The sequence below is a fragment of the Desmonostoc vinosum genome (genome assembly GCF_059505385.1).
Genome location: NZ_JCACKM010000045.1, coordinates 34,086 through 48,206, shown reverse-complemented (window position 1 = coordinate 48,206; position 14,121 = coordinate 34,086). Strand labels below are relative to the sequence as shown.

12 protein-coding genes are annotated in these 14,121 nt (G+C 43.1%); 1 reads left to right on the top strand and 11 read right to left on the bottom strand.

All coding sequences use genetic code 11. The annotated features are described in order from the left end of the window. Positions 1-251: 251 nt before the first annotated feature. The 3 genes from AC5JMF_RS07885 to gap form a co-directional block, all read right to left on the bottom strand. A complete protein-coding gene (locus tag AC5JMF_RS07885; protein WP_495795150.1) occupies positions 252-1,256 on the bottom strand; it encodes a transaldolase in 1,005 nt (334 codons plus the stop codon). 495 nt (positions 1,257-1,751) lie between these two features. Beyond that, the gene (gene pyk / locus AC5JMF_RS07880; RefSeq protein WP_495795149.1) at positions 1,752-3,182 is read right to left on the bottom strand and encodes a pyruvate kinase; all 1,431 of its coding nucleotides are present in this window, start codon (positions 3,180-3,182) and stop codon (positions 1,752-1,754) included. Between the two features lie 607 nt (positions 3,183-3,789). Beyond that, positions 3,790-4,833 (bottom strand): type I glyceraldehyde-3-phosphate dehydrogenase, encoded by a 1,044-nt coding sequence (gene gap / locus AC5JMF_RS07875; RefSeq protein ID WP_495795148.1) that lies wholly within the window; start codon positions 4,831-4,833, stop codon positions 3,790-3,792. Positions 4,834-4,998: 165 nt separating this feature from the next. Between gap and AC5JMF_RS07870 the strand changes: the two genes are divergently transcribed. Continuing rightward, positions 4,999-5,340: a hypothetical protein gene (locus tag AC5JMF_RS07870; RefSeq protein ID WP_495795147.1), complete on the top strand. Its 342-nt coding sequence runs from the start codon at positions 4,999-5,001 to the stop codon at positions 5,338-5,340. Here AC5JMF_RS07870 and AC5JMF_RS07865 read toward each other — a convergent pair. The 8 genes from AC5JMF_RS07865 to AC5JMF_RS07830 all read right to left on the bottom strand — a co-directional run bounded on the left by AC5JMF_RS07865 (position 5,333) and on the right by AC5JMF_RS07830 (position 13,310). After that, complete coding sequence (locus AC5JMF_RS07865; RefSeq protein WP_495795146.1) at positions 5,333-5,614, bottom strand: hypothetical protein; 282 nt, start codon at positions 5,612-5,614, stop codon at positions 5,333-5,335. The two genes, AC5JMF_RS07870 and AC5JMF_RS07865, sit on opposite strands and share 8 nt — an antisense overlap. Positions 5,615-5,712: 98 nt before the next feature. Then, positions 5,713-6,678 (bottom strand): chlorophyll a/b binding light-harvesting protein, encoded by a 966-nt coding sequence (locus tag AC5JMF_RS07860; protein ID WP_495795145.1) that lies wholly within the window; start codon positions 6,676-6,678, stop codon positions 5,713-5,715. Positions 6,679-6,796: 118 nt separating this feature from the next. Continuing rightward, a complete protein-coding gene (locus AC5JMF_RS07855) occupies positions 6,797-7,831 on the bottom strand; it encodes a chlorophyll a/b binding light-harvesting protein (protein WP_495795144.1) in 1,035 nt (344 codons plus the stop codon). A gap of 424 nt (positions 7,832-8,255) precedes the next feature. Then, complete coding sequence (locus AC5JMF_RS07850) at positions 8,256-9,071, bottom strand: Rpn family recombination-promoting nuclease/putative transposase (protein WP_495795143.1); 816 nt, start codon at positions 9,069-9,071, stop codon at positions 8,256-8,258. 53 nt (positions 9,072-9,124) lie between these two features. Continuing rightward, the gene (locus AC5JMF_RS07845) at positions 9,125-9,871 is read right to left on the bottom strand and encodes an alpha/beta fold hydrolase (RefSeq protein ID WP_495795142.1); all 747 of its coding nucleotides are present in this window, start codon (positions 9,869-9,871) and stop codon (positions 9,125-9,127) included. Positions 9,872-10,139: 268 nt separating this feature from the next. Next, complete coding sequence (gene fldA / locus AC5JMF_RS07840) at positions 10,140-10,652, bottom strand: flavodoxin FldA (RefSeq protein WP_495795141.1); 513 nt, start codon at positions 10,650-10,652, stop codon at positions 10,140-10,142. 193 nt (positions 10,653-10,845) lie between these two features. Further along, positions 10,846-12,285 (bottom strand): chlorophyll a/b binding light-harvesting protein, encoded by a 1,440-nt coding sequence (locus AC5JMF_RS07835; RefSeq protein ID WP_495795140.1) that lies wholly within the window; start codon positions 12,283-12,285, stop codon positions 10,846-10,848. Positions 12,286-12,287: 2 nt separating this feature from the next. Next, complete coding sequence (locus tag AC5JMF_RS07830; RefSeq protein WP_495795151.1) at positions 12,288-13,310, bottom strand: chlorophyll a/b binding light-harvesting protein; 1,023 nt, start codon at positions 13,308-13,310, stop codon at positions 12,288-12,290. Positions 13,311-14,121: the final 811 nt, after the last annotated feature.

Genomic DNA, 14,121 nt, shown 5'->3' with positions numbered 1-14,121 from the left:
AAGCTATGCCGCAGGCTTTACGCTACGAAGTGCGTAATTAAGTTTTGTAATGGGGGTTAAATCCCCATTACAAAACTTGTCGGTTATGGAACCAGGGGACTTATACCCACGGAACTCGTTAATAAACGCTCAAATTAATATTAGTAGGGTGCGTTAACGAAGTAACGCACCCTGTTGGTTTCATTGGCGGTGTGTTTCGCTTCGCTATAGCGCACCCTACTAAGCTAATTATCGAAGTAGCTAGCCAAATTTTAATGGCTAGCCACTACTTCTCCTTCAAGACGAGTTAGTCTTTCTGCTAGCAGTTTCTCCAGGTCTTCTAATGCTTTGGTAAAACCTTTGATTCCTTCTGCTAGTTTGTCGGATGCCATACGATCAGCGGTGTGCATCTGATCAAAGGTAGCTTTGTCGATGGATATCTTTTCAATTTCCAGATTTGCTACCTTGGCGGGGTCGAGTTTGCGGGGTAGTTCGCCAATTGTGGCTTGCAATTCTCCTAACAGCGATGGAGAAATGGTTAGCAAGTCACAGCCGGCAAGTTCGGTAATCTCGCCAATGTTGCGGAAGCTAGCTCCCATAACTTCGGTTTTATGACCAAATTTCTTGTAATAGTTGTAGATTGTGGTGACTGATAATACACCTGGGTCTTCAGCGGAGGGGTAGCTATCCCGTCCAGTGTCTTTTTTGTACCAGTCAAGAATCCGTCCTACAAAGGGAGAAATGAGGGTGACACCAGCTTCGGCACAAGCGATCGCCTGATGCAGACCGAACAATAATGTTAAGTTACAATGAATACCTTCTTTCTCCAGAATTTCCGCAGCGCGAATTCCTTCCCAAGTGGTAGCAATTTTGATCAACACGCGATCGCGGTCAACTCCAGCAGCTTTGTATTGAGCAATCAACTCCCGTGCTTTAGTAACGGTAGCTTCTGTGTTGTAGGATAAACGAGCATCAACTTCTGTAGACACGCGACCGGGAATGATTTGCAAAATCTTTAATCCAAAAGCCACTGCTAAGCGGTCAAAAGCCAAAGAAACCACCTGTGCTTGGGTGGCTGTAGCTCCGGCATCCTTTTTGGCTTGGAGTAAAGTCTGGTCAACAATCTCTTGATATTCCGGCATCTGTGCCGCAGCAGTAATTAGTGAGGGATTGGTAGTGGCATCTTGAGGTTTGAACTTTTCAATTGCTTGGATATCTCCTGTGTCTGCAACCACAACGGTTACTGCTCGCAATTGTTCCAGTAAGTTTTTAGACATAAAATACTCCGTAGTGTTTGTTTAGGATTTACTTAATTCCCTTTTCTTTAAACTCATTCTTTTCCCCTACAATTCTGATTCTGGCAGTTTTTTTTAACCATTGCCTAGTGGGGGTGAGGAGGACGCGGGGATGGGGAGACGCGGTGAGACAGCGCTGCAGGAGGGTTTCCCTCCGCAGGCGACTGCGTTAGCGCAGCGTTAGCGAGCTTGCGAGCGTCACCCGAAGGGGGACGCGGGGAAAGATTTCAAAACGGCAAAATAGACTTTTTGGATTGAATGTGGAAAAACTACATTTATGAGGGATGTGGTTTGATTTCTCCTGTCGGAGATGCTAAGCGTAGGGGTACGCGGTAGTTGATTGTAGCCGAAACTCAGCAACCGGGAGATGAAAAGTTTTTGAGCCTGACAGTTGAGCCTTTGAACCTGAAAGTTGCACCTTTGAAAAATAAAACTACAAGCCCAATTCCCCATTCCCCACTCCCCATTCTCATACCACTAAGCTAGAATTGGCTGTCCAACGGAATGCACTTTAATTAAGCTAGTTGTTCCTGATTTACCAATTGGGACGCCAGAGGTAATTACTACCTTATCGCCTTTACTTGCCAAACCCATCTCTACAACTGTGTCTACTACGTTCATAAACATGCTTTCCGCGTTGTGAACTGGGGGAATGAGTAAAGGTTCTACACCCCAAGAAAGCGCTAACTGGCGGTAAGCGGTTTCATCGGGTGTGAGGGCGATAATGGGCGTAGTTGGACGGTACTTAGATACTAATTGTGCCGTACTGCCAGAGGTGGTATTACAAAGAATTGCCCTAGCACCTGTTTCATAGGCGATGCGACATACCGCCTGGGCTACAGATTCAGTGACGCTGAGGCTACCTGCTTCATGACACCAAGAATGATTGCTACCTTCATGCAAAGACTGTTCTGTTCGCACGGCAATGTTGTGCATCATCTGAACCGCGGCAATGGGATATTGCCCCACGGCAGTTTCACCAGAGAGCATGACTGCATCCGTACCATCCAAAATGGAATTGGCAACATCGGTGGCTTCGGCGCGGGTGGGGTCGGGGGCGCTAATCATCGACTCCAGCATTTGTGTTGCTGTAATCACTGGTTTGCCTGCTTGATTACAACGACGAATAATCTCTTTTTGAATCAAAGGGACTTCGTGAATTGGCATTTCCACCCCTAAATCGCCACGGGCAATCATAATGCCGTTGGCAACTTTGAGGATAGAGTCAAACTGTTCTACAGCCTCAGCTCTTTCGATTTTGGCAATTAAGCGAATTGACGCGCCTGCTGCTTCAATCATCCGTTGAGCGGGTTCTAAATCTTGTGGCGATCGCACAAAGGAAACCGCTACCCAATCTACGCCTAACTGAATCCCAAAGCGCAAATCCATCAAGTCTTTTTCGGTGATGGAACTGACGGGCAAAGGTGTTTCAGGCAAGTTGACTCCTTTGTGAGTGGAAATCAACCCACCGATTTTGACCATTGCCCGGATGCGATCGGCGTCGCGGTGAGTAACGATCAACTTGACGCGACCATCATTAATCAAAATCGGTTCACCCGGTCTGACCATTGCGAATAAGGTCGGCAACGGTAAGGGTAGTTCATCAACACTACTACCCTTTTCTTGCAAGACAAAAGTAACTTCACTCCCAGCCTCGACCATTAGCCCCTCTGGCGGCAAAGTACCCAAGCGAATTTTGGGGCCACACAGATCTTGCATAATTGCGATCGGCCTATGTTGTTCAGCGCTAATCTGCCTGAGATATTGAGCAGTTTGGGCGTGGAATTCATAAGCACCGTGAGAAAAGTTCAACCGTGCCACATTCATTCCAGCTTCTACTAGTCCTTGCAACTTTTCAGGGGCAGACGTAGCCGGGCCGACAGTACAAATGATTTTGGTTCGACGCATAGGGGATTAGGGGTTAAGGAACAGCTTGGGTTTTAGCCTTATAACCTGCGATGTGAACACCTAATTAATTCGTAATTCGTAATTCGTAATTTAAGAAAGTCAGATTTTAGCCGGATTTCCAGGTTTTAATCTGATATGTAGGTGTCCAAATTCACATGGGTTTCATATCACTTGCGATGTGAACACCTAATTAATTCGTAATTCGTAATTCGTAATTTAAGAAAGTCAGATTTTAGCCGGATTTCCAGGTTTTAATCTGATATGTAGGTGTCCAAATTCACATGGGTTTCATATCACTTCGGTGCTATGGCAATCGTCTTTTAGTTGTGAAAATTCTCGTTATGGCCGTCCTTGATTATTTGTCATTAACAAAAGACAAATGACAGCCAAATGAAAAATATTTCACAAATCATTTCAGACTGCTACATGTAAAAGTCCTTTTGATTAAGTCCCATTAGGTATGTACCATTTAACCCAAATCCCAAAAGTCAACGGTCAACAGTTCGCAACCAATGACCGATGACCACTTGCTCTGAGCGAAGTCTTACTCTGCGGGATTAGCTTACGCGTAGCGTCTTTGCCAGGAGAAGGGATGACCAATTTCAGATCAAACCGTAACTCCTGCCGCAGCAAGTTGTTCTTTGTGTGCCATCGATAACATGAGGTCAACTACACGATTGGAGTAGCCCCACTCGTTGTCATACCAAGCAACTACTTTAAAGAAGTTGGAATTCAATTCAATACCTGCACCTGCATCAAAAATACTGGAGTGGGTATCACCTTGAAAATCAGTGGAAACTACTTCTTCATCTGTGTAGCCTAAAATACCTACTAGCGCCCCTTCAGCAGCTTGCTTCATGGCTGCACAAATTTCCTTGTAGCTGGTAGCTTTAGCAGTCTTGAAGGTTAAATCAACTACAGAAACATCTGGGGTGGGAACACGAAAAGCCATACCAGTTAATTTGCCTTTCAACTCTGGTAAAACCAATGCCACTGCTTTCGCTGCGCCTGTAGAGGAAGGAATGATATTTTGGGCTGCACCCCGACCACCCCGCCAGTCTTTTTTACTGGGGCCATCTACAGTAGGTTGAGTGGCAGTCATGGCGTGGACTGTGGTCATCAAGCCTTCAGTTAAACCAAAGTTGTCATTGATGACTTTAGCGATCGGAGCTAGACAGTTTGTGGTACAGCTAGCATTAGAAACAATCAGATCTTTACTAGGGTTAAATAAGTCATGATTGACACCCATAAGTAAAGTCGGAACCTTGTCGGGGTCTTTAGTGGGAGCAGAAATCACTACCCGCTTTGCACCTGCCTGGAGATGGTTTGCTGCTCCTTCATGAGTGGTGAAAAGTCCTGTAGACTCAACAACATAATCGGCACCTAATTTTCCCCAAGGTAATTCTGCGGGATTTCTCACAGAGACGCAAGGAATGAAGTGCCCATCAATGACAATGCCATCGTCCTTTGCTTCAATCTTGCTTTTCAATTTACCGTGGGTTGAGTCGTATTTCAATAAGTAAGCAAGGTTATCTGGTGGTACTAGATCATTAATTCCCACAAATTCGATATCTGGGTTGCTGATACCAGCACGAAGCACTAGCCGTCCGATACGACCAAATCCATTAATACCAACTTTTAACTTAGTCAAGCTCAAGCCTCCTGTTGTGGTAGGTGGAACAAAAGGAGAAAGTCACAAGAATTGTCTTTTAGTCTTTCCTTTATGATCCTGACAGTCTTAGTTGGCTAACGCATATTTACTTGGCATCTTTTAAGGTTTTGATCGACGTGGGGACGCGGGGAAAGATTTCAAAACATGGAGCGCTACAAACTAGCCCCGGCGATTAGAAATCGTGCGCCAGTTGCTACCCTGTGGGAAGCCGCCCTCCGGGCGTCTACAAGTCGGCAAAGCCGACAACACTTGCTTCAACGCAACGGCACTTCCTTCAAGTCGGCAAAGCCGCCCAACGGAGTGCCTTGGGAACCCGCGCAACGCAGTGTTTCCCCAACGCACTGGCTTGGCTACACAAACAAAACCCACGCAAGTGGGTTTGAAGACCTTGATTTTCTGTTAGTCCACGGAGGTGGACTTCGCTTGTGTAGTAGCGAATTATATTCGCCCAAAACTTTTCAAACTACAAAATTAAGATTTATTTGATAAATAGCTTTCGCCGACTTTGTTGGCAAGCATTACAGGCAGAAGTTCTCGGCTCAAAATCGATACAACCGATCGCTTGCTCAGAACAAGCTTTTTTGGGATGTACTGTACATTTGAGGCGGTAGTCGTTAGTAAAATATTCACAAGCATGACAGGGGATTTGATGCAATCTTTTGAGATGATTTGCCCCCTTTTTCAAAGTTAACCAAAAACTTCCAGCCAATAAAATCATCAACGTCCAACTACAGCAAGCGCAAAAAATCATCGCTAACATGACTTAATCCTCAGACAAATTTCAAAAAACTGCCCGCAGCCAACTACTTGTAACCGCAGGCATCAAGTACTATTTAGCTTGAGTTGAGGGAAACCGAATTAAGTGTTTGTTTGACGCGATCGCCACGAATGCCAAACGTAACCTCCAAATGCCAAAATCCCCAGAAAAAACTGAATATTTGCCAATCCTAAGCGCTCCAAGCCATAAAATTCTGGTGGGAAAACTGTTGTGTTATAACCCACAAAAACCGCAGAAATCCAAGCCATCAGAGCTAATCCCAACAAGCTGTAAGAAAGAATTTCCTCACCATTTTCTATTGGTAAAATTCGCCTTACCCAACCAAAAGGTTGTACAAGAATATGCCACACACCACCAATAATCAAAATTAAACCAATCCAAATATGACCACCAATCACATCTTCTAAATTGTCCACACTTGCCATACCTAAAATATTCCAGCTACCATCTTTGAGACCAAATAAATAGCCAAATATTGTTGTTGGGTTTAAATTAGGATTGCTAATTAGGCGAATATCTCCTAGATGAGTATCATAAATTCCGCCAAAAAACATAGCTTTTAGCACTAGGAAAAATGCCCCAAAACCCAGAATAATCAAGTGATGACCCAAGATTAAACTTAATTGTTTGGGGTCATTCCATTCATAGTGAAATTTCGCTGCTTGTCCACCACTGTTGTACAAAATAGGAGGAGTGCGAAAAACATGAAAAAGCCCACCTGCACCCAATACAGCAGAAGCAACTAAATGCAAAATCCCAATGACAAAATAGGGATAAGTATCTACCACTTCCCCCCCAGCGCCTACACCCCAGCCTAAAGTTGCTAAGTGGGGTAACAAAGTCAACCCTTGCTCATACATTGGTACACCAGGGACAAAGCGCGTCACTTCAGAGATTGTAATTGCCCCTGCCCAAAACATAATCAAGCCTGCGTGAGCTATGTGAGCGCCTAATAATTGACCAGACAAATCAATTAAACGAGCATTCCCAACTAACCACGATAAATCTGTGTTTGCTGCAAAGGTTTTTTCAGTAGAAATTGTCATAATTGCATATCCTTCAAAGTACTGAGTCCTGAGCAATGGTCAAATCCCCGACTTTTTGTAGACATTCAAAGAGTGGCTTCCCAAAGGGTAAAAGTCGGGGATCTTGCAGCCTCACTGATTAAGACTCGCTAGTCATGGCATTTAAGGACTTTTCAACTTGTCTGAAGTCAACGCCAATAGCTCGTAGCGCGTGCCACAGATGCCCTTGCAAGAAGAAGAAAGCCAGGAAGAAATGAGCATTTGCTAACCATGCTCTGGCACTATAACCACCATTGGCTAATTTCACGGTGTCAGCAAAATAGGGACTCACACCAAGTTTTACTTCTAGGGGCGCTCCATAAAATTCCACAGGGTAAGCTAGGGTATTCACTGCACAGAAGTAAGCTGCAACGAACCCGGCTAGGGCAATACCACCCAAAGAATAAGAAAGAATCGCTTCACCAGAGAAGATTAAGAGCTTTTTCGCCCAAGGTAAAGGCTCTTGGATAATGTGCCATATTCCACCAGCAATTAGCAAGATGCCCACATAGATGTGACCACCAACCAAATCTTCTAAGTTATTGACGCTGGCAAAGTGCGTTTGATAGCCATAAATCACGAAGGGGTTGAGGGTTGGACTAGTAACAAGCCGGACATCATGAATTGTGGAATCATACAGTCCACCCCAGAACATAGCTTTTCCCACTAACAGTAAAGCTGCTGCACCCAAAAACAATAAGTGGTGTCCTAAAATCAAACCGAGTTGTTTGGGGTTGTTCCATTCAAAGTGAAATTTCCGAGCGTTGCCGGTAGCATCTTTCAAGTTTTTTGGAGCTTTGAAGGTATGAAACAGCGCACCTGCACCCAGTACAGCCGAAGAGATTAAATGCAAAGCTCCAATCACGAAATAGGGATAAGTATCCACTACCTGACCACCTGCACCCACACCAAAGCCCAAGGTGGCTAAGTGGGGTAATAAAATCAACCCTTGTTCTCCCATGGGTATGTTGGGGTTGTAGCGAGAGAGTTCAAACCATGTAAACGCCCCTGCCCACAGAGTTGTTAGTGCCGCTTGTGCTACATGAGCGCCAATAAATAGACCAGAGAGGTTGGCGAAACGGGCGTTGCCATTCCACCAATCATATTCAACGTTGGGATTGTCGTATGTCTGCATTACTTCACGGTTAAAGTTGTTGCTAAAAATAGTTAAATAATTGGTACTTAATTTCAGCAGATAAATGTTGTAAGAGAAATCGCCAGCAGGCTTTTTGTATGTCTATCAACCTGAAAAGTCTGATATTAGAGAGCAATCGATCAAACTTTGGCAAATCTTTTACACTCTTAATCTGTTGATAATAATTACTAATTATTGAACTTACAAATTACTTTATTGAAAATATTTCTTAAATAGAGCCGTAATTTACAAAAAGTAATAATTAAATAAACTGCGATCGCAACTCAGCAAAAAATAGCCATCAACTGGTAACAGCGATCGCTTTATGGTGTCAAGTTTTAGTATCAAGCGATCGCGGTATTGTAGTCAGTATGAGACTTAATTGCGAGGGCGATCGCCATTAAAATTATGATAGTTATCAGATTTATTCTGAGGATTCTTGCTGAATTGCAAGTCTCACTTGTTCCAAGCTTAAACCCAGTAATTGAGCAATATCCTCCATTGTCATACCACGCTCTAGCATCCGAGGTATGAGTTCGAGTTTTAGTTGTTCGCGTCCTTGTTCGCGTCCTTGTTCGCGTCCTTCAGCTTTAGCTTGTTGATAAACTCTAGTTTCTTCTAACTTAACTCCTAACATCGCTTCTACCTCTTCACGGCTTAGGTTAGCAAATTTATAAACAGCGATTGTTGTTATTAAATCTATTATGTCATCCTTCTGTGAGACGCTGATATCTTGTTGTTGCACACGTGTAATTAATCGTTTCGCCTGTTCAACTATTTGAACTTCTGAGGCAACAGTTAGCTGCATCAAACTGATACTTACTTTTTGCTCATCAAAGCTACCTAACTCATCTAGATAAATCCGTTGTACTTGTGAACCGCCTAGTAGTGATCTATGAATAGTGATATTTTCTGGTTCCAAGCTGCGAGACGGAAAAATAATAATTCCGTACCAATCATCATAGAGTGATGGATTGCGATACAGATAAAGCAGCGATTCTGAAAAAAAGCGATAGTACAAAAGTTCGTCTTTTTGAAATTGCACCTCGGCAAAAAAGATAATCCTGGGTGAGGTTTCAGGTGGTGGTAAAAATACGCCATCAATGCGAAATGTTGGTTCTTTAACTTCCACCGATTCAAATCGATAACTTTCCGCAGTAGCTGGTGGTTGTTCTATTAAATCAAAGAGCAACTTGGGATAAAGCTGGAAAATCCGATAAAAAATGGCATCTCGTCCCACAGAAAAATCCTATGATAAAGTAAGGATGCTGAGCGGTACATTTACTACAGTTTTTAATTAGAAAGTGCTGACAATGCAGATGTTGCCAATGATTGGGGATGATGGCGTTGCCAAAAACTGATTATTTGTTCGCCAACCTGTTGGGGATAAAAATAATGGAAAAAGTGATGTCCTTGTGAGCATTCCCAGAGATAATCCTCTGGCTTTAACCAATTCATCCAGTCATGCAATGCAGTAGAACTAACTATTGGATCATCTACACAACCACACACCATCATAGGCATAGCAACTCCACCTTTAGGTAGCTCAAACAACTTGAATAGAGAGTGTTGTGAGGGAGATTGTTCTAAATCTCTATCCAAAACGGAGACTAACTTCTTAGTTGTATGAGAGGATTGATTGCCAAATAAACTGCGGACAGTGTTAGCTAAAACTTGCTCACGGCTGATGGTAAAAAGCTGTCGTTGAAAGTAATAGTGGGCATGCCAAGTGTTTGCAGGCTGAGATGCTACAGCTAGTAGAGTTAGCGATCGCACTTTTTTAGGAAATCGACGGGCAAAAGTTAAAGCGATCGTTCCACCTAAACCATGACCTGCCAAATGTATTGGATTGGGGTATGATTCTAAAAATTCATGCAACAGCGCGACAGATTGCTCTATAGAACTAGCTTCATCTTTGGTTTGGTGATATTCCCATTGGGCAATCTGCATATACCCAGCTAAATATTGAAGTAAAGGGCGATCAAAACGCTTCAAAATAGGACTAGCATTCAACCACAGAACATCGAACGAATCAGACATAAGGGACTTCCAAGTAAATAAATATCCCATCGCTTTTAAGGCAGAAGGGCAGGGAGCTTTCAAGGGTAGGTTTTTCATATTCAGTCTGAAAAAACCTATTTTTTTGTTCCGAAATCTTTCTCCGCGTCCCTGTGTCCCCGCGTAAGCGCGTCAACCAAAACGCGAAATCTAAAAAACCTACCCATAAGAGGGGGCAGGGAGCAGGGGGAGAAGTCATTATCAGGTATACTCTAGCCCCTAACCCCTAATCTTTGCTATTAAAAAATCTCTACAAACCAAATTCTTTTTTCAACTGAGCCACCCACGCCTTGACTCGCCCATCTGTTAAGTCAGATTGATTATCATCATCAATTGCTAGTCCACAGAACTTACCATTTCTAATAGCTTTAGACTCATTGAAATCATAACCTTCGGTTGACCAATACCCCACAGTTTTACCACCCAATTGTGAAATCTTTTCTTCCAAAATTCCAATTGCATCTTGGAAATTGTCAGCATAACCAGCCTGATCTCCAGCACCAAAATAGGCTAGAGCTTTACTACTAAAATTAATTTCGTCAAGGTCAGGGAAAAAGCCATCCCAATCGCTTTGAAGTTCACCAATATTCCAAGTAGGACAGCCAATAATGATATTTTGATACTCCTCAAAATCCGCAGCATCTGCTTGAGAAATATCGTGTAATGTCACAACATCACTACCAAATTCATCTCGAATCATTTCCGCAACAGATTCAGTTCTGCCAGTTTGAGTACCGTAAAACAAACCAATTTTTGTGGACATATTAACACCTGAGATTTAGTTTTGATGATTTTAAGAGATAAATACAGGCATCGCAGAGGACAGAGTTAAAAGTCTTTTTTTACATGACTTTTTTCTTAAAACTTGTACCTCATTTACCCGCAATCTCCTGTAAGTTCGCTGCAATTATGCAACGCCAGTTCTTGAATACTCCAGTTCTAGAGTGCTGTACAATTCAGAAAAATAAACTGCTATTGCTTACCAACAAAAAGGCAAACAAAGCTCCGCCACAACTACCGACTGTCCAACCAGCGTTAAACTCGCTCCAAGACTTAACTGTTTTCATGTTTTCCGGTAGTTCTCCTTGAGGAGTTTGACCTTGTTTAAAAGATGCATTGCCATATAGCCACAGACAAATCGATAAAATCAACAGCAAACCGATAGTAGCCAATAACCCTGCTTGATTCGCCATCTCTGTATTCCGCAACGGGCCCAATTTGACGAATGGCCCAAGCAGAAAGTAGCCATGTGCCATACCAATCTCCAACCCGCGTGAGAAAGGAGACAACCCCTGGCGATAAATAGGAAGATTACTTAAAAACCTCAGCGTAATATCAGAAGCATTGACTGGGGTATCAAAATTCCCGATTTCTGGCATCCCCGCAGCATTAACAACCCCCTGCTGAAAATTCAGTCCAGCAGCAATCACACGAACTCTCAAGGCGTGCCAGATGTGACCAGAGAGAAATACAACTGCCAAAGCAAAGTGAGTAGTTGCGAGCCAAGTACGACTGGTAATTACTCCCGCAGCGGTAGTACTCAACCCCAATGGCCCATAGAAAACTGTGGGATAAACAGTATCATTGACAGTCACAAAGTAGGCTGCTAAAAAACCCATATATGCTAAAGCACCCAAACTGTAGGATAGGTAAGCCTCACCAGACCAATACAGTACTTGCTTAGCCCAAGCAAAGGGTTTAGAGAAGATGTGCCAAAATCCCCCGGCAATACAAAGTAATCCCACCCAGATGTGACCACCAACAACATCCTCTAGGTTATTAACAGCTGCCATGCCTTGAGTGCCAAACGAACCGAAGAGATAGCCAAAGATGCGACCAGGATTGAGTGTTGGGTCAGTAATTACCCGTACATATTCTACTGCCGGGTCGTAAAGACCACCCCAAAACAGCGCCTTTGCTACCAGTAACCAAGCTCCCAAGCCCAACAACAGCAGATGAATGCCGATGATGGTGGTCATTTTGTCTTCATCTTGCCAGTCGTAGCCAAAAGAACCAGGAAATGTCATTTTTTCTTCTGGTAACACTTCCGGCCCCAAAAGAGCATGGTAAATACCACCAGCACCCAAGACTGCGGAACTCACCAAATGTAAAACGCCAATTACAAAATAGGGATAGGTATCAATAATTTGTCCACCTTCACCAACACCAAATCCAAGAGTTGCGAGATGGGGTAGTAGAATTAATCCCTGTGCATACATTGGTTGAGAGGGGTCATATTTGGTAATTTCAAATAGGGTCATTGCACCCGCCCAAAGGACAATTAACCCCGCATGGGCAACGTGAGCGCCCAGAAGTTTACCCGACAAATTAATAAATCGGGCATTACCTGCCCACCAACCAAATTCCTGTGGTGCTGTATTTACCGTAGTTGTCATGATTACATTGTCTCCCCACGAGTTGCACGCATAACTTTACCCAGTCGAAAGTCAAATCCAGCAGCGCGTAAGGCGTGCCAGAGATGTCCCTGAAGAAAGAAGAAGGCTAGCCAGAAGTGAGCATTTGCTAGCCAAACGCGTGAGGAAAGTAAATTTCTACTTTGGAAGTAAGGAAAGCGGTCAAACCCAATATTTAAGGCTAGCCCGTAAAATTCAACTGGGTAAGCTAATGTGTTGACACTGACAAAATAGGCAGCAATAAAACCCATGAGAGCTAAAGCACCCAAGCTGTAAGAAAGATAAGCTTCTCCAGACCAGATAAATAGCTGTTTCGTCCAAGCAAAAGGTTGAGTAGTAATGTGCCAGACACCGCCCGCAAGACAAAGAATACTCACCCAAATGTGACCGCCAACTAAGTCTTCTAAATTGTTGACTCCAGCTATCCAGTGCTGACCACCATTACCAACAAGATAACCAAAAGCGATCGCACTATTCCAAGTAGGATGAGAAATTACTCGTACTTCACCGATATTAGAATCATACAAACCCCCAAAAAACATGGCTTTGGCAACCAGCAAACCAGCCCCCAAACCTAGCAATATCAAGTGAATACCCAAAATAGTCGTCATTTTATCCGCATCTTGCCAGCGATAGCCAAAGAAAGAAAATCTCTCTTCTAAAATGGCAGGGCCGCGCAGGGCATGAAAAATACCACCAAAACCCAGAAACCCAGAGCTAATTAAATGTATGACTCCAATTGCAAAATAGGGATAGGTATCAATAATTTGTCCACCATTGCCCACACCCCAGCCAAGAGTTGCCAGGTGGGGCAAAAGAATTAAGCCTTGCTCATACATCGGTTTTGAGGTGTTGAAGTGAGCCAGCTCAAACAGAGTTGTTGCTCCTGCCCACAACACAATTAATCCTGCATGAGCAACATGAGCGCCTAAAAGTCGTCCTGAAAGGTTTGTTAACCGAGCGTTCCCTGCCCACCAGGGAATCGACTCTGGAGTTTGAACAGCCATGCTTGTCATGGTGTAGCCTCTTGAGAAAGTTTAAGATTAGCTGAGATATCCAATCAAATTAATGCATATCTATCTCAATAATCTTTGGAATATCCTACCAGACTTATTGCAAGTATTTATCGCTTACAAAAAGTAAACTTTTATAAAGTTTAAATATAATACTGAATAATTTGCTGAAAAAGCTAGATTTGAGCCATATCGACTCTTAATATTATTTATGGCGTAGATAAAAATCTCGATAAGATTGCCATCTATTATCAATAAGTTTATGATAGGCTTAAGTTACTTGCAAAGTAGTAACACACCTTCTGCTCCTATTGGGCTGACTCCTGTTTTAGTAATTTGCTTTGCAAATTAGGAGATTCAGCCTTTTTATTACAGAATACAAGTATAAAAAAGCACATAATACAAATTAAATAAGATTATATATAAAGATTCTCAATTCTTATGATTGATTGGGGATTGGGAATTACGTCTGATGTGAATTAGAATACCGTTGATGAATGCAACAATAGCCCTCATCTCCCAACCTCTTCTCCCAAGTGTGGGAGAAGAGGAGCAATTTCAAAGTCCCTCTCCCAAACTGGGAGAGGGATTTAGGGTGAGGGCAAAGATTTATGACATCAGCAAGACCAATTTTTCCCAACTTAATTCACATTAAACGGGAATTGGGAATTGGGAATTGTCATTTGTCATTGACGCCTGATGTGAAATATAAAAATCAATGCTACATCAGGGATTTTGCGCTTTGTAGAGACGCGCCATGGCGAGTCTCTACACCAAGAAACAGGGTTTCAGCTTCTAATTCACA